This window comes from Paraburkholderia sprentiae WSM5005 (assembly GCF_001865575.2).
In the GTDB taxonomy this organism is placed as follows: Bacteria; Pseudomonadota; Gammaproteobacteria; order Burkholderiales; family Burkholderiaceae; genus Paraburkholderia; species Paraburkholderia sprentiae.
On sequence record NZ_CP017563.2, the window covers coordinates 702,641 to 717,665 of the forward strand.

General features: G+C 64.0%; 16 protein-coding genes. 8 read left to right on the top strand and 8 right to left on the bottom strand.

All coding sequences use genetic code 11. The features are described from left to right. Positions 1-15 precede the first annotated feature (15 nt). Entirely contained in the window at positions 16-1,281 is a 1,266-nt protein-coding gene (locus BJG93_RS31795) for an ABC transporter substrate-binding protein (protein ID WP_027194440.1), read from the bottom strand. Positions 1,282-1,722: 441 nt separating this feature from the next. Here BJG93_RS31795 and BJG93_RS31800 point away from each other — a divergent pair, with 441 nt between their 5' ends. From BJG93_RS31800 to BJG93_RS31830, 8 genes are all read left to right on the top strand, one after another. Continuing rightward, positions 1,723-2,979 (top strand): ABC transporter substrate-binding protein, encoded by a 1,257-nt coding sequence (locus tag BJG93_RS31800; protein WP_027194441.1) that lies wholly within the window; start codon positions 1,723-1,725, stop codon positions 2,977-2,979. Between the two features lie 40 nt (positions 2,980-3,019). Then, complete coding sequence (locus BJG93_RS31805; RefSeq protein ID WP_027194442.1) at positions 3,020-3,889, top strand: carbohydrate ABC transporter permease; 870 nt, start codon at positions 3,020-3,022, stop codon at positions 3,887-3,889. After that, on the top strand, positions 3,889-4,740 hold the full coding sequence (locus tag BJG93_RS31810; protein WP_034477440.1) for a carbohydrate ABC transporter permease: 852 nt from the start codon (positions 3,889-3,891) through the stop codon (positions 4,738-4,740). Before BJG93_RS31805 ends, BJG93_RS31810 begins: the two co-directional genes overlap by 1 nt. Positions 4,741-4,797: 57 nt before the next feature. After that, complete coding sequence (locus tag BJG93_RS31815; protein ID WP_231337631.1) at positions 4,798-5,685, top strand: phosphatidylinositol-specific phospholipase C; 888 nt, start codon at positions 4,798-4,800, stop codon at positions 5,683-5,685. A gap of 554 nt (positions 5,686-6,239) precedes the next feature. Beyond that, the gene (locus BJG93_RS36160) at positions 6,240-6,362 is read left to right on the top strand and encodes a hypothetical protein (protein WP_269217474.1); all 123 of its coding nucleotides are present in this window, start codon (positions 6,240-6,242) and stop codon (positions 6,360-6,362) included. A gap of 335 nt (positions 6,363-6,697) precedes the next feature. Beyond that, positions 6,698-6,856 carry a hypothetical protein gene (locus BJG93_RS31820; RefSeq protein WP_167544179.1) on the top strand — a complete coding sequence of 53 codons (159 nt, stop codon included), beginning with the start codon at positions 6,698-6,700 and terminating at the stop codon, positions 6,854-6,856. Between the two features lie 48 nt (positions 6,857-6,904). Next, positions 6,905-7,171, top strand: a complete 267-nt coding sequence (locus tag BJG93_RS31825) for a hypothetical protein (protein WP_027194446.1) — start codon at positions 6,905-6,907, stop codon at positions 7,169-7,171. A gap of 181 nt (positions 7,172-7,352) precedes the next feature. Beyond that, positions 7,353-7,574, top strand: a complete 222-nt coding sequence (locus tag BJG93_RS31830; protein ID WP_407675340.1) for a hypothetical protein — start codon at positions 7,353-7,355, stop codon at positions 7,572-7,574. Between the two features lie 61 nt (positions 7,575-7,635). Here BJG93_RS31830 and BJG93_RS31835 read toward each other — a convergent pair whose 3' ends face one another. The 7 genes from BJG93_RS31835 to BJG93_RS31865 all read right to left on the bottom strand — a co-directional run bounded on the left by BJG93_RS31835 (position 7,636) and on the right by BJG93_RS31865 (position 15,025). Further along, positions 7,636-8,013: a DUF3022 domain-containing protein gene (locus BJG93_RS31835; protein ID WP_027194448.1), complete on the bottom strand. Its 378-nt coding sequence runs from the start codon at positions 8,011-8,013 to the stop codon at positions 7,636-7,638. A gap of 187 nt (positions 8,014-8,200) precedes the next feature. Then, a complete protein-coding gene (locus BJG93_RS31840) occupies positions 8,201-9,157 on the bottom strand; it encodes an ABC transporter permease (RefSeq protein WP_051374187.1) in 957 nt (318 codons plus the stop codon). 2 nt (positions 9,158-9,159) lie between these two features. Further along, the gene (locus tag BJG93_RS31845; RefSeq protein WP_027194449.1) at positions 9,160-10,170 is read right to left on the bottom strand and encodes an ABC transporter permease; all 1,011 of its coding nucleotides are present in this window, start codon (positions 10,168-10,170) and stop codon (positions 9,160-9,162) included. Continuing rightward, positions 10,167-11,693: a sugar ABC transporter ATP-binding protein gene (locus tag BJG93_RS31850; protein WP_051374188.1), complete on the bottom strand. Its 1,527-nt coding sequence runs from the start codon at positions 11,691-11,693 to the stop codon at positions 10,167-10,169. The genes BJG93_RS31845 and BJG93_RS31850 overlap by 4 nt, the downstream gene beginning before the upstream one ends. A gap of 8 nt (positions 11,694-11,701) precedes the next feature. Next, on the bottom strand, positions 11,702-12,721 hold the full coding sequence (locus BJG93_RS31855; RefSeq protein ID WP_027194451.1) for an ABC transporter substrate-binding protein: 1,020 nt from the start codon (positions 12,719-12,721) through the stop codon (positions 11,702-11,704). A gap of 28 nt (positions 12,722-12,749) precedes the next feature. Further along, on the bottom strand, positions 12,750-14,087 hold the full coding sequence (locus BJG93_RS31860; RefSeq protein ID WP_027194452.1) for a metal-dependent hydrolase family protein: 1,338 nt from the start codon (positions 14,085-14,087) through the stop codon (positions 12,750-12,752). 152 nt (positions 14,088-14,239) lie between these two features. Further along, entirely contained in the window at positions 14,240-15,025 is a 786-nt protein-coding gene (locus BJG93_RS31865; RefSeq protein ID WP_027194453.1) for an alpha/beta fold hydrolase, read from the bottom strand.

Sequence of the window (15,025 nt, forward strand, 5' to 3'; positions counted from 1 at the left end):
GCGATCGTCGCGCGGCTAGTTCGCGCTTGCCTGCTGCACCTTGATGAAGCTCGGGAATTTGACCGTGCCGTTGGCAATCGACTTGGGCCAGAGCGCGACCTGCTTGCCGTTCTGCCATTGCAGGTTGATGCCGGTGATATAGCCTGGCCCGTACTTCAGCGCGTGCGTGAACTGATCGCTTTTGCCATAGAACTGCCAGCGTCCGATCGTGCCCACGTAGTCGGTTTTTTCGAGCGCGTCGACCATCTGGTCCGGATCGGTCGAGCCCTTGTTGCGCTTGATCGCGTCCGCGATGATGTAGACGAGGTCGTAGCTCGTGAAGCCGCAATACGCTGGAGAGACGCCGAATTTCTTCTGGTACTCATCCGTGAAAGGTATGGTTTTCGGCGTGATCGCCACGCCCGGCGCCGCGGCCGAGGCCGTGATCACGCCTTCCGTCGCGCCATTCGTGTCCTTCCAGAAGCTCGTGGTCGTGGCCTGCGAGCTTTGGCCCGACATCGGAATCGGTACTTGCTGATCGTGCCATTGCACCGTCGGCTGCACCCCAACGTGGCTGATGCCGGTGGTAATCGTATCGGGGTGCTTCGCCTCGATCTGGTTAAAGATCGGCGTGAAGTCGGACGTATCAGGATTGAAGCGGATGTGATCGAGCACCTGGAGTCCGGCTTTGGGCAGGCATTCCAGGTAGCGTTCGTCGAGCGGCTTGGTCCACGCGGCATCCTCGCTCATAACGACCGTGGTCTTCATCTTGAACTGGCCGACGAGCACGTCGTGCGAGAAGTCGCAGATCGACTGCGCGATGAACGCCGACGTCATCCAGCCATGGAACGTGTACTTGTAATGGTCGTAGTCGTCGTGGACGTGCTTCGAAATGTCGTTGCTCGCCGCGCCGGGTGTGATGAAGGGCATCTTCAGGCGCCCCGACCATGGTTCCATGGCGAGCGCCACTTCGCTGATATAGCTGCCGATCACAGCGACCACCTTGTCCTGGGTCGCTGCGCGCTGGAACGCGCGCACGCCGTCCGAAGCCGACGAATGGTCGTCGTACGCGACGATCTGGATGGGCCGGCCATTGACGCCGCCGCTGGCGTTGATCTGGTCCGCGGCAAGTTGCGCCGCCTTGCTGATCGAGGCGCCCGCCACCGAGGATTCTTCGCTGATCACGCCGATCTTGATCGGCTCGGCGGCCGCCTGAGCGCCAGCCGCCAGACTTAGCCCCGCCGCTACCATCCCCGTCGCGACGACGCAATGAAGGTTTCGCCACACGCTGTTACTGGACATCATGCGTCTCCGATTCGAATGATCGTTGAGCAACATCATCCCGCCACATTGCAGCATTTGAAGAATGCGCACACAACAATATTCACCGGCCCTCGGGCGCTCAATCGGTACAAACGATGAGCGGGTCCCTACTGATTTCGTGACCCGCTTTCACGGCCAAACGTTTCACAGCGCAGACAGTCCTCGTTTCGCACCTCGATGCTCAGTTCCGGATGAGTGTCAGCGCAGGCTCTGCGATGGCGAAGCGTGCCTGCGTGCGGGTCGAACACTACGCGGCAACCCTGCTTGCTGACACATGTACGTCATGATAGGTTGCTGCAATTCCCGCTGCCGCAATCTGGCATCTATTTTCGCGACGCTGCGCGCGATGAAATAAAGCGGGGTGGGTTGCTCTGGACTCATCGTACGCATACGCCTTTTCCCAACAGGAATTCAAGAGCCATGGCTTCAATGATCCAGCGGACGACCCTGTTCGCTTGCCTGCGCGCGGCTTGCGTCGCGGCTTCCCTGTCCATCGCCGCACTTGGCGCGCATGCCGCGGATCTCGTGATCGCGGGCCGGGACGACATCTACGGCCGCGGACTTGCGCTGGCGGTGGACGGCTACAAGAAGCAGCACCCGGGCGTCGATATCGAGTTGCTGAAGCTGCCGAACAACGACCTCTATCAGAAGCTGAAGCTCTCGTTACGCGAGAACACGCGTGCCTATGACCTGGTGATGATGGACGACACCTGGACCCCCGAATTCATCGCCAACGGATGGCTTCAGCCGCTGCCCGCCACGCTCGCGGACGCGGACATGGTGACTTCCACGGTCGCGCTGGGACGCGCGTCGACGGGCACCTTGTACGCGATGCCGATCGTCGGCAACGTCGAAATGTTCGCTTATCGCAAGGATCTGCTGGCGAGTCGCGGCCTGCAGCCGCCGCGCAACTGGGACGACGTGCTAAAGATCGCGCAGACCATCGGTACCGCCGACAAGGACGTTTCGGCTGTCGTGTTTCGCGGCGTGAAGGGCAACCCGGTCGTCACCGGTTTTCTGCCGATCCTTTGGGCCTATGGCGGAGACATCATCGACACGAACGGCAAGGTCACGATCGATTCGCCGCAAGCGCTCGCCGCGCTGAAGATGCTCCTCGCTCTCAAGAAGTGGGCGCCGGCGGACGTCGACGTGTACGGCGCCGGCGAAGTGCGCGACGCATTGCAGAGCGGCACGGCCGCGCAGGCCATCGAAGTGTGGCCCGCCTGGCTGCCCGCGCTCGACGATCCGGCGAAGTCGCGCGTCGTCGGCCAGATCGCGCTGCAAGCTCCGCCCGGAGAGATCAAGGGGCCGGCGCCGATGCTCGGCATCTGGCAGATGGGCATTGCGAAAGATGCAGCCCATGCGAAACTGGCAGCGGATTTCCTCGCCTATCTGACCTCGTCGACGACCCAAACGCAATTGGCCGTGCTCGGCATTCCGCCGACGCGCAAGAGCGTCTTCGCCAATCCGACCCTCGTCAAGCAATATCGCTGGTATCCGGATCAGCTCAAGGCGCTCGAAGCGGGCCGTGCGCGGCCCCGTGTGAAAGACTGGCAGCAGATCGAGGCGATTCTCGGCGACGCGTTGCAACTCGCTCTGACGGGGCAGGCCGCGCCCGACGCAGTCTTGCATCAGGCCGCGCAGAAGATCGCCCAGGCCAACGCCGCATTGCAGTGATAGCGGCAGTGGCAACGCAGGCAAGTGCGGGAACAAGGCGATGAGCCGGTTGCGACGTTACCTGCCGCTGCTCATCCTGATGAGTCCAGCCGCGCTCGTGCTCGGCGTACTGGCGCTCTACCCGATGGCGCGCGTGCTGATCGATTCGTTTTTCTCGGTGGATTACGCGTCGGGGCATCGCTCGTTCATCGGGATCGCCAACTATCGATCGGTCATTGCGGACGGCGAGTTCGGCACGAGTTTCGTCAATACGATCCAGTTCATGATCGTGGCCTCGCTCGCTGAAGTCCTGTTCGGACTCGCGCTCGCGCTGCTGTTCGTCCGAGCCTTTCCGGGCCGGCGCATCGCGTTGCCGCTCGCCGTCCTGCCGATGATGCTCTCTACGCTCGTGTGCTCCGCGATCTGGCGCAACTGGCTCAACTACCGCGGGTTCCTGAATGCGCTGCTCGTGGCCGCAGGTCTGCCGCGGGTGCCGTGGTTAGCCGATCCGCACCTCGCGCTCTGGTCGCTGATGCTGGTCGACGTCTGGCAATGGACGCCGATGGCATTCCTCGTCATTCTCGCGGGGCTACAGTCGGTTCCGCCTGAAATCGCCGAGGCGGCGCGCACCGACGGCGCGAACGAATGGCAGTGCCTGCGCTACATCACGCTGCCGCTCGTTGCACCGCACGTCGCACTGGCCATGCTGCTGCGCTCGATCGACACCTTCAAGCTGTTCGACAAGGTGTACGCATTGACGGGCGGCGGTCCAGGCAATGCCACGCAGACGCTGTCGACCTACATCTATGACACGGGCTTCCGGTTCTTCAACGTTGGACTTGCCAGCGCGGCTTCGGTACTGATGCTGCTCACGTGCGCGGTGCTGGTCTCGGGATACATATGGAAATCGGCCGTCAAGCGCGACCGGTGATGCCGCTCGCGCGCGTGGCGGCTTTCGCGCGACGCTCGTCCGGTGGCGCGGTGCAAGCGCTGTTGCGCGTCGCGGCGCTGGCGGTGCTGCTGCTGCCGTGCGTCTGGATGGCTGGCGCGGCCTTTACGCCGACGCTGGAACGCCTCGCTCATCCGCTTGCGTTGTGGCCTTCCGCACCCACGATCGAGCATTTCGCGGCGGTGTGGGAAAGCGGTATGGCGCAGTCGGTGCTGAACTCGGTGTGGGTCGCGCTAGGCGCCACGTTGCTCGCGCTCGCGCTGGCTTTTCCCGCCGCCTATGCCCTCGCGCGGCTTGCGTTTCCGGCGCGACTCGATCTGATGTTCCTGATGCTCGTGCTGGCACTGAAGCTGATGCCGCCGATCACGGTGGCCGTACCGCTGTTTTCGCTGGCCAAGTGGCTGCATCTGCTCGACTCGCTGCTCGGGCTGATACTCGCGTATCAACTGTACGCGTTGCCGATGGCGATCTGGATGTTGCTGCCGTTCGTGCGCGACGTGCCGATCGAATTCGAGGAGGCCGCGGCGCTCGACGGCGCGAATCTCGCGCAGCGCATCGTCTTTATCGTCATGCCGCTGTGCGCACCGGGGCTGGTTGCCACCGCTATCTTCGTGTTCATCATGGCGTGGAACGAGTTTCTGCTGGCGCTGTTATTCGTCTCGTCGCCGAGTCATTTCACACTACCGCTCGCGATGGCGGGTTACGTCACCGAGAACGGCATCGACTGGGGCGAACTGATGAGCGCAGGGGTGATTTCGTCGGTGCCGACGCTGCTGCTCGCGGGTTATGTGCAGCGCTATCTGCTACAGGGCTTCTCGGGCGGATTGAAGTAGCGGACTCTCACTGCATGTCGCCGTTGCGGCATGTGCTTTGCCTATCCAGAGGTTTTCTTGCGCGCTGCCCTGACCGATCTCACCGCTTCACCGGCCGACTGGATGTCGGCCATCGATGGCAGCCGATCGTTGTCCGCACTGACGTTGCCGGGCAGCCACGACACCTGCGCGTATACGGTCGATGACCGGCTCGCGCGCACGCAACGGGCCACGCTCGACGCTCAGTTGCACCAAGGCATCCGGGTCCTCGACATCCGCTGCCGCCACGAGCGCGATCGCTTGGCGATTCATCACGGCGGCATCGCGCTCGGCCTGAGTTTCGACGATGTGGCGCGGACCTGCGGCCAGTTTCTCGCAGGTCACCCCAGCGAATGCATCGTCATGTCCGTCAAGGACGAATGGCCCGCGCTTGACTGCACCCGCACGTTCGCCGCGACCTTCGCATGGTATGTGGAACGACACACAGACGTGCGCTGGCACCTTGCTTCCGAACTGCCGCGGCTGAAGGCGGTACGTGGGGGCATCGTGCTACTGCGGCGCTTCGCGAGCGACGAGCCGCTCGGCATCGATCTGACGGACTGGCCCGATAACGCGACGTTCGATATCGACCACGTGGCGACGCCGTTCAGCATCCAGGACCAGTTTCGCGTGCCGGTGCCGGCATCGATCCCGCACAAATGGCGCGCGATCGATTCGCTGCTGGATCTCGCCGCCGATGCGGGCGGCGCGCGTTGGGTCATCAACTTCTGCAGCGGCACGGGGATGGCGGCACCGCCGGCGGTCGTGGCATTTGGCGATACACAGCATCGCGGTATTCACGAGCAGCTTGCCGAGCGGCTCGCGGCTCGCTTGCAGCCGTGCGGCACCATGCTGCTCGACTTTTGCGACTGGAACGGCTGGCGCCTCGTGCATGCGCTGATCGACTGCAACTCGTTGCAGGAATGACAGTGACCGCCAACCTCAGCGTGGTTCCTTGTTTGCGGAAGGTTGCCGCGGCTGCGGCCTCGATTCGTGTCCGCGCCGCGTCGGTTCACGCGTACAGGCGTCCGGCGGCGTGACGTAAGGAACGTCGTCGCGGCAACACGCATACACCGGAAAACCGTACGCGTTCGTGCCGACGATGGTCGTTGGCCCGTGCAGCGGGCACACCGCCTTCATGGCGCCTCCTTGAAACTCATCAATCGATCGCTTCCATCTTACGCTCGCGCGCGAGCCGTGTTCGCGCGCCGTTCGCCCTTCGCGATGGAGCTTGAAAGTAAGGGTATTTACCTAGGTTTTGGCAGTCAAAATTTAACAATTCGACGCTAGAATGAACCCTCTAAATCGGCTGTCGTCTCGTTTCATGGCGATAGACGACCGGCTTTCGACTGTTGAATACCGGCGGCGAGAAGTGCAAACATGCCGAACTGGCTTGCAGTGTTTGTTTAGTCTTACTAATAACACCTCGCGCTCCGGACCATCCGGAACGCCTTATTTCGGCCATCAATTCAGGAGCATGAATGAACGACCTTTCGTCCGAAGTTTCGCTGAAATTCTGCCGAACGAATGTGTCGAAATGCTTTTCGCTCGCCGGCCTGAACGACCGGACGGAAGGCACCATTCGGGGCACCTGGCATCTTTGAGCAGTGCGCCGGCGCGGCATATCGCGCTCGCTGGCCACCCGGCTCCATTCGCGCAATACCACAAGCTGTAAAAAACCGCGCAGTTCAATCAATGCTGAAACCGTTCCTCGCATCACGCTGGAGGCGGCAACGCGTTGTGGCGAAGCAATGGCGGGTTATTCGAGACGCCCATCGGGTATTGGCGACCTCTCGCAGACGTGACGATCACGGATGGAAGCATGACGAAACGAATCGTAGTAGTAACCGGCGGCATAGGCGGCCTTGGAGAAGCGAACAGTACGAACCAGCGTGAACCATTACGCAACACCCCTGTGCTTCCATGAGAGGAACGTGTCATGAGTGAAACCTGGATGGGCCTGGTCATCGGGGGCTCCGCCCTCAGCATCGCACTGCTCATGGTGATTGATCACTATCGCCGCGAACGCAGACGGGCAAGACTGCTACGACATCTGGATCATCATGAGTGGTGGCATCAATCGCGCGGTCGAATGTGAATGCATTCGTCCGTGCCAATAACAAACATAGATAGAGAGGGCTGAAGAATGACACCAGAAACTACCGGACTATCGAAGGCCACAGGCCATCAGATCACGGTTCGTACGAGGCGCGGCGACATGCGGGTCGCCGCTGTCTGGCAAGTGTTGATGCCGGTCGCCGATGCCGTCGAGCATGTCCGGATCACAACCAGTCGCGAACGCGACGTCGAACACATAACCATAGCGTTTGCCGACAGGTTCTCCGGATCGCTGCACACCGTTCTCAGGCAGTTCGAGACGATGTCGTGGGTGGCCGCCGCGGAGCTTTGCTAAACATCGGGGCCGTGCCGCTTGCGATGGGTCGCGTCGTGATGTCGGCCGGCATGCGAACGCGCCCCGCATTGGCTGTTCAGCACGAACTGGCCAACTGAAGTCGGACGTACACGACCGGACCCAGCCGGTCACCACCTGAGAGAAGTGGATGAAAACAACAATCAAGAGAGGGCCCCATGAAATGGAGAGTCCCTATACACCCCTGACCGCCGGCGATGCGATTGCCCATCTTGAACGGATTCTGTCCTCGGATGGCGCGGATTCAGTGTTCAGCCGGACCTATTGGCGCGCGCGTGTCCAGCAGGTCAGCGCGACGCCGGGACTGACGCCGCAGCAGCAGGCGAGGCTCGTGAAGCTGCTCGAGTCGCTCCCTCCCCCGGTGCCGAGCGAAGAGTCATGCTAATCACGTTTCAACGTCGCTACATCGAGGACACTTTGGCGCAACTCGCCCGGCACACAGAAGGTCAAAGCGGATCGTCGACATCCAGCAGCCGATCCTCCACGTGCAGATCTTCGGCGCAATCTCCCTGCAATGGCGGCTTGGTGCCTCCAAGTGGGAGTCGATCCCGCACCATTTGGCACAGGCGTTCGCGCACGAGGATACGTTGTGCCGTATCCATCTGCGCGTAACGCTGAATCTGCGACTCCGAAAAGTGGAGTGTGAGCACGCATCGCGAATCCAGCGTCGTGTCGCCAAGTGACTCGATCACCCAGGAGGCCTGGATGAAGAAGGTCCGGCCGTCGTCGTAGCCGCTGATCGCCGGCGCTTTCGGCGATTCGAATAGCGTCGATAAAGCCAGTTCGATTTCTTCGACGCGCTGATTCAGATCGATGTCTTTCATTGAAAGCCCTCCTTGTGGTCGAGGCCGATGCAGGTCCAGCCGGATGGATGAATGCGCGAGCAAGAACCGTGTCCGGCTGTCGCTTGCTGTACATCGAAGAGAGATAGCCCATCGGCACACGCCGACGCGGCCGCTCATCCACGCCGTGCGCAGCGATGCCGACGCCTCCGGCAGGGCTCGAAGCGCCTCATGCGTGCCGCCGTCGCAGCGCCCCGTTGAACGACCAGCCGTTAAGCGCGAGAAAGACCAACAACGTCGCACCAAAAATGCATTGCCGCCCAGCTTCGCCTATCTGCAGCGCGGTCAACAGACTCGTGAGCACGGTGAGCAGCACGGCGGCGATCGCGACCGCGATGTAGTCGCCCCGCCCACCCGCGAGCGACACGCCGCCGATCACCGCCACGACGACGCTCGGCAAAACGTAGGTCGTTCCGAGCCCCAGAAACGCCTGGCCGACGTAGCCGACGAGCAACACGCCCGTCAGAGCAGCGATGATTCCGCTCGCAACATAGACCGCGATGCGGATGGCTCGCACGCGCGTTCCGGCGATGGCGGCAGCGATCGGATTCGCGCCCGTCGCCATCAGGCGACGCCCCCAGGCGGAATGGTCAAGGAAGCGCCACATCAGCGCGCCCGCGACGAGCCATATCAGCGCGACGCTCGGCACGCCCGCGATCGTCCTGCCGGCGAGCGCCGCGAGTGCGGGACTCGCGGCCGTATTCACGTGCATGACCGACGACCAGACGATCAATCCGCCGTCGACGAGACTCGCCATCGCAAGGGTCATCACGAGCGGCGGGATGCACAGCAGCGTGATGCCGACGCCGTTGAGCGCGCCCACCAGCGCGCCAGCCAACGTCGCGACGGCGAACGCCGCAGGCAGTCCCGCCGATGCCGGTCCGAGCAGCGCGGCGCCGAGAATGCCGCCCAACGTCGCGGCCGCGCCGACCGACAGGTCGAGGCCCTGGTCTCCCGCGATCATCACGAGCGATTGCGCGATGCCGAAGAGCCCCAGAAACGTCGCGATCTTCAGCTGATTGGCGAGCTGACCCAGGCTCGCGAAGCCCGGCACGGCGAACTGCCCACCGACGAGCACGATCACTGCGAGCGCCAGCAAAAAGGCGCGGCGCGATTTCGGTTTCATCGTCAAACTCTCCTTTTCGCGCCCACGAACGTGAAGCCGAGCGCAATGACGATCACCGCGCCCTTGAACACTTCCTGGTAATTGCTCGGGATGCCGGCGAAGTAGACGACGTTGCCGATCAGCGTGAGCACGAGCGCGCCGCAGACGGCGCCGAGCATCGTGCCGCGCCCGCCGGCGAGCGAGATGCCGCCGATCACCACGGCTGCCACCGAGTTCAGCGTGTACGGCAGTCCCAGGCGCGCGTCGCCGGACGCGGTTTGCGCGCTCAGGCAGAGCGCCGCCGCGAACACGAACAGCCACGCGAGCAGATAGCCGAGCAGTTTGACGAGCCGGACATCGATGCCGGCCTTGAACATCGCGTCGGCGTGGCTGCCGGTCGCGATCAGCCGACGTCCGAAGCGATGCCGCTGCAGGAGCGCCCACAGCGCGATCGCGGCGAGCACCGGCAGCGCCGCGAGCGGAATCACCGAGACGCGCGCCGCGAACCATTCGCCCAACGCGTCGGGCACCGCGCCGCCCGGCTGCGGGATCAGCAGCAGCGCGCAGCCGAACCAGACAGCGCCGGTCGCGAAAGTCGCGATCAGCGCGCTTTGCTTCGCATAGCCGACCAGCAGACCGTTGCACGCACCGGCGAGCAGCGCGGCGCCCAGCGCGGCGAGACACGTCGCGCCGATGCCCCAGCCGAACAAACCGGGCGCGGCCGCGAGCACGCAGTTGACGAGCGAGATCCCCGCGCCCATCGACAGATCGAGCTCTCCCATCAGCACGACGACAGCCTGCGCCATGCAGATCAGAATCACCGGCGCGGCGTTCTGCATGTTGCTCGCGAGCGAATCGGCCGTCAGAAAATCCGGCTGTAGCCATGCATTCGCGATCACGACCGCGAGCAGCATGACGAGCGCGGGCAGCGCGCTCGCGACACGCGCACCGGACGCCCTCAGCGCCGCGCCGATCCGTCTGCCTGGCGGCCAGGCGCCCGCGTCGGCAAGCCTCTCTCCCATATGCGCCTTCATGCCGCGCTCCGGCCGAACAGCGCGCTCGTCACTCGGGATTCATTCATCTCATCACCTTCCAGCTCGGCGACGATCCGGCCTTCGTACATGACGATCAGCCGGTCGCAAACCGCGAGCAGTTCTTCGGTATCCGATGCATAGACCAGCACGGCGGTCCCCGCTTGCGCGAGCGCGCCGATCGTCTGGTAGATTTCCCGGCGGGCGATCACGTCGACGCCCTTGGTCGGGTCGCTCAGCAGCAGCACGTCGACCTGACGGTTCGGCCAGCGCCCGATCACCACCTTCTGCTGATTACCGCCCGACAGATCGCGCACCGGCTGGCGCACGTCGGACGTCTTGATGCGCAGACGCGCCACCACGTCATCGACGAACCGGCGGATCGGCGCGCGATGCAGGCGCCACGGGCTCGCCTCGAAGTTCACCCTGACCTGCGCCAGATTGAATTCGACCGGGTGATCGAGCCACAGACCCTGCCGATGCCGGTCGTTGGGCACGAGGCACACGCCCGCGGCGATCATCTGACGTGGCGAGCGCGGCACGATCGTCCTCGCGCCGGCCGGTCCGTCGAGCCTGACTTCCCCGCCGTCCGGCACGCGAAAGCCCGCGAGCGCGTCGAGCAATTCCTCCTGACCGTGGCCCTGCAATCCCGCAATGCCAAGAATCTCTCCGCGTCGCAGCGCGAAGCTGACGCCGCGCAGCCGCGCCCCGGCGCGCAGATCGGTGACGCTGAACGCGACGGTGCTGCCGGTGTCAGCCGGATGACTGGCACTTGCGCGCTCGCGGTCGTGCACCTGCGCGGCAGCCGCGCCGCCCATCAACTCGAGCACGCGCGCTTCGTCGAGCTGGCCGCGAACCGCTAGCTCGCCGACCGGGCGGCCGTTACACAGCACCATGACGCGATCGCACAGCGCTTCGATCTCCGCCATCCGATGCGAAATGAACACGACGGCCGTGCCGCGAGCCGTCAGGCTACGCACGACACGCATCAGGTTGTCGACTTCGGCGGCGGCCAGCGCGGCGGTCGGCTCGTCGAGAATCAGGATGCGCGGCTCGAGCGCGAGCGCTCTCGCAATCTCGACGAGTTGCTGATCCGCGGCGCTCAGGCTGCCTGCGCTCACATCGATATCCCAGCCGGGCCTCAGGCTCTCCAGCAGCCGCGTGGCGCAATCGCGCGTGCGCCGCTGATCGAGGAAACGGCCCATACGGCACAGCTCCGCGCCGAGAAACACGTTTTCCCAGACCGGCAGATCCGGCGCGAGGCCGGGATGCTGATGCGCGATCGCGATGCCCGCCGCGCGCGCCGAGTTCGGCGAGCCGAGGCGCAGCGGCGCGCCGTCCATCTCGATCGAGCCGTCATCCGGCGCCCTGTCGCCCGCGAGGATGCTCGACAACGTCGATTTGCCCGAGCCGTTGGCGCCGAGCAACCCCAGCACTTCGCCCGGATTCAGCGTGAGGCTCGCGGCGTCGAGCGCGAGCACCCCGCCAAAGCGTTTCGTCAGTCCCTTCGCGATGAGCACGGACATGATCGGTGCTATTGCGCGAACAGCGCGTCGAGCTCGGGTTCGCTCAGCCATTGGCCGAGAAAGTAGCTGTCGGGCTTGTCGCTCATCGTGGCGAGCGTGGCGTCGAGGTTCTCGGCCGTCACCGTCTTGGTGATCGGGAAGTAGTAGGTGTTATCCGGCAGCGGCTTGAGCTTGCGCCCCTGTGCGAGCCGCACCGCGATGCCGAGCGCCGTGCGGCTGATGTCCGGCGGATTCACCTGCACGAACACCTTCATCGGATTGCCGGCGTCGCGCTGCTTCTTCCATTCGGTGAGGAAGCCCTTCTGCGCCTCGCCGGTCATGATCGGCACGCGACGGTTCGCGTTCTCGAATGCGCGCAGCACGCCGAGCGCCATCGCGTCTTCGGTGAACACCGCATCGATCTTCGGTTGCGCAGCGATCACCGTTGCCATCACCGATTGCGCTTTCGCCTCGTCCCATTCGCCATAGCCGGACCAGACGACCTTGATACCCGGATACTTCGCGAACGTATCGAGCGCGGCCTTCTTGCGCGCCTCCGCGGCCGGATGTCCCGGAATGCCGTCGAGCACCACGACATTGCCCTTGCCGTGCAGTTGCTCCGCGATCCATTGCGCGTAGCGCTGGCCCCACTTGTAATGATCGACGGTCACGTTGGTCGCGTACGGATTCGACACGGCCTGGTCGAACGACACCACCGGGATCTTGCTGCGCTGCGCTTGCGAGATCACGCCGTTGAGCGCGGTGGCCGAGTTCGCATCGACCATGATCGCGCCCACCTTCTGGCGAATCATATTGCGCATGTCCTGGATCTGCTGACCGGTGTTGGCGCCGGATTGCTGCACGACCAGCTTGTCGGCCATGCCCTTGTTCTTGTAGGTCTGGAACTGCTGATTGGCCCCGTCGATCATCTGGTTGCGCCATTCGGTGCCGAAATAGCCGTTGGACAGGCCGATGTCGGGCGCGCTGGCGAACGCCGATGCGCACGCGAGGCTCGTCGCCACGGTGGCCAGCAAAGTGCGCGGTTTCATGTCGTCGTCTCCCGATGTTTCGTGTTGTTCAGTGCACCGGCGCGGATGCCGCCGTTTCGACGCCCGGATCGGCCGGCAATGCGGCGCCTGCATGAAGTTCGCCGCGCGGCGGCAGCGCGTCGTGCGTCGTCTTGAAGATCTCGCCGTCCTTCATCACGAGCGTGATCCTGTTCGGGTCCTGCAGAACGGTGAGGTCCGCGAGCGGATCGCCGTCGACGAGAATGATGTCGGCGAGATAGCCCTCGCGAATCTGACCGAGCGCCTCGGGCATCATCATCAGTTCGCCGCCGTAGCGCGTGGCCGCGATCAGCACCTCCATCGGCGTCATGCCGATGTAGTCGACGAAGTATTGAAGGTCGCGCGCGTTGGTGCCGTGCGGCATCCACGCAAAGCCGTAGTCGCCGCCCGGCAGAATGCGGATGCCGCGCTTATGCATCTTCTGCAGCGTCACCGCGGCGGTTTCGAGCTCGCGCTTGTAGCCCATCTTCGTCGCCATTTCCTCGGTGATGCCCCACTTCTCCGCGTGATACAGCGTGCTGATGAGCCAGCCGATGCCGGGTGCTACGAAGTGCTTCTCCTTGTTCGCTTCGAGCATGTCGAGCGCTTCTTCGTCGGCGAAGCTCGCATGGAAGATCAGTTCCAGCCCGTGCCGCACGCATTGCTTGACCGATTCGCTCGAGCGGGCATGCGCTGCCACGCGCTTGCCGGCGCGCTTGGCCTCGGCGGCGAGCATTGCGATCTCTTCCTCGGAAAACGGTGACGACTCCGCCGAAATGCCCGCGATGTATTCGCCCGACAGGTTGATCTTCAGATGATCGACGCCGTACTTGACGAACATGCGCGTGGTCGCGCGCATTTCTTCCGGCCCGCTCACGACCGCGCCGAAGTTCAGTTCCTTGAACGGCATGTGCGGCAGCGTGTTGTCCGCCAGCCCGCCGAGAATGGTGATCTCCTGGCTGCCCGCGAGATAGCGCGGTCCCGGAAATTCGCCGGCGTTGACCGCGTTGCGCAGCACGACATCCAGCCGCGGCTTGGCGGCGGCCGCGCCCAGCGCGGAGGTCCAGCCCATTTCCAGATAACGCTTCGCCACGCGCACGCACCAGAGCATGTGCTCCTCGGGCGGCATGAACTGGATCGCGGAAAGCGACGGCTGGTCGTTCCACGAGAAATGCGTATGCGCTTCGGTCATGCCGGGCATCAGGAACGCGCCACGGCCGTCGATGCGCTGTGCCTGCGGCGCGTTGATCGGCGCTTCGTCACGAGCGACGCGAACGATGCGCTGCCCGTCCACCAGCACCTGACCTTTGAAGGGCTGAGCGCCGCTACCATCGAAAACCGATACGTTGGTGAACAAGATCGAACTCATGTCTGTCTCCTCCACATGGGGCCGAACGCGCGCGGGCGTCCGCCGCCGGTTGGTTACTGCCTGATCCTGGTTAGCTGCCGATGGGGCGCCGGTCGATCGCCGTTCTGTGCGGCTTTTTCTGATCGACGCGGCTTGCCCGCCTGTTTAATGCCTTACTGAGCCCGCTGATAGAAGCGCTTCAACTCGGCCGTCGCTTCGGCGGGTTTTTCGAACGTCGTCCAGTGACCGCAGCCGCTCAGCACGACCACTTTCGCGCCCGCGATGCGCGCGGCCATCGCGTTCACCGCATCGGGTTTGCCGACGCCGTCCTGGTCGCCGGTCACGAGCAGCGTCGGCACCTCGATGCGTTCGATCTCCGCCGCCTGCGCGCCGGCCAACGCCTCGCAGCTTTGCGCGTAGCCTTCGGGCGATTGACGCATCACGCTTTCGCGCACGAGCGCAAGCGTCACCGGTCGCTGCGACCTGGTCTCGTCGCTGGTGGCGCCTTTGACGATCGCATCGGCGATTTCCTGCAGGCCCGCCACGCCCTCGTCGCGCGCGATGCCCGCGCGCTGGCGCATGCCTTCGCGGGCGGCGTCCGGCGGAGCGACCAGCGGCCCGAACAGCGCGAGGCTTCTGACCAGCTCGGGATGCTTCACGGCCAGGTGCTGCGCGACGATGGTGCCCATCGAATGCGCGACGATGTCCGCGTTAGTCACTTGCAGCTCGCGCAGCACGGAGGCGATCGTCTCCACATAGCAATCGATCGACAGCTTCTGCTCGGGCAACGGCGAACGCGCGCTACCCGGCAGGTCGATGCGGATGACCTTCCTGCCTTCGAACGCCGGCAGCACCGGCGTCCAGTTGTTCGAAGAACCGCCGAGACCGTGGATGCAGACCACCGGTGCGCCTTCGCCTTCGGTCTCGATGAATACCCGTTGCACTTGCGTCGTTGCCAT

What these genes read in the sequence shown, in the direction of transcription:
- BJG93_RS31795 (WP_027194440.1), bottom strand. Translation starts at nt 1,281, where the DNA reads ATGTCCAGTAACAGCGTGTGGCGAAACCTTCATTGCGTCGTCGCGACG.
- BJG93_RS31800 (WP_027194441.1), top strand. Translation starts at nt 1,723, where the DNA reads ATGGCTTCAATGATCCAGCGGACGACCCTGTTCGCTTGCCTGCGCGCG.
- BJG93_RS31805 (WP_027194442.1), top strand. Translation starts at nt 3,020, where the DNA reads ATGAGCCGGTTGCGACGTTACCTGCCGCTGCTCATCCTGATGAGTCCA.
- BJG93_RS31810 (WP_034477440.1), top strand. Translation starts at nt 3,889, where the DNA reads ATGCCGCTCGCGCGCGTGGCGGCTTTCGCGCGACGCTCGTCCGGTGGC.
- BJG93_RS36160 (WP_269217474.1), top strand. Translation starts at nt 6,240, where the DNA reads ATGAACGACCTTTCGTCCGAAGTTTCGCTGAAATTCTGCCGAACGAAT.
- BJG93_RS31820 (WP_167544179.1), top strand. Translation starts at nt 6,698, where the DNA reads ATGAGTGAAACCTGGATGGGCCTGGTCATCGGGGGCTCCGCCCTCAGC.
- BJG93_RS31825 (WP_027194446.1), top strand. Translation starts at nt 6,905, where the DNA reads ATGACACCAGAAACTACCGGACTATCGAAGGCCACAGGCCATCAGATC.
- BJG93_RS31830 (WP_407675340.1), top strand. Translation starts at nt 7,353, where the DNA reads ATGGAGAGTCCCTATACACCCCTGACCGCCGGCGATGCGATTGCCCAT.
- BJG93_RS31835 (WP_027194448.1), bottom strand. Translation starts at nt 8,013, where the DNA reads ATGAAAGACATCGATCTGAATCAGCGCGTCGAAGAAATCGAACTGGCT.
- BJG93_RS31840 (WP_051374187.1), bottom strand. Translation starts at nt 9,157, where the DNA reads ATGAAACCGAAATCGCGCCGCGCCTTTTTGCTGGCGCTCGCAGTGATC.
- BJG93_RS31845 (WP_027194449.1), bottom strand. Translation starts at nt 10,170, where the DNA reads ATGAAGGCGCATATGGGAGAGAGGCTTGCCGACGCGGGCGCCTGGCCG.
- BJG93_RS31850 (WP_051374188.1), bottom strand. Translation starts at nt 11,693, where the DNA reads ATGTCCGTGCTCATCGCGAAGGGACTGACGAAACGCTTTGGCGGGGTG.
- BJG93_RS31855 (WP_027194451.1), bottom strand. Translation starts at nt 12,721, where the DNA reads ATGAAACCGCGCACTTTGCTGGCCACCGTGGCGACGAGCCTCGCGTGC.
- BJG93_RS31860 (WP_027194452.1), bottom strand. Translation starts at nt 14,087, where the DNA reads ATGAGTTCGATCTTGTTCACCAACGTATCGGTTTTCGATGGTAGCGGC.
- BJG93_RS31865 (WP_027194453.1), bottom strand. Translation starts at nt 15,025, where the DNA reads ATGGCAACGACGCAAGTGCAACGGGTATTCATCGAGACCGAAGGCGAA.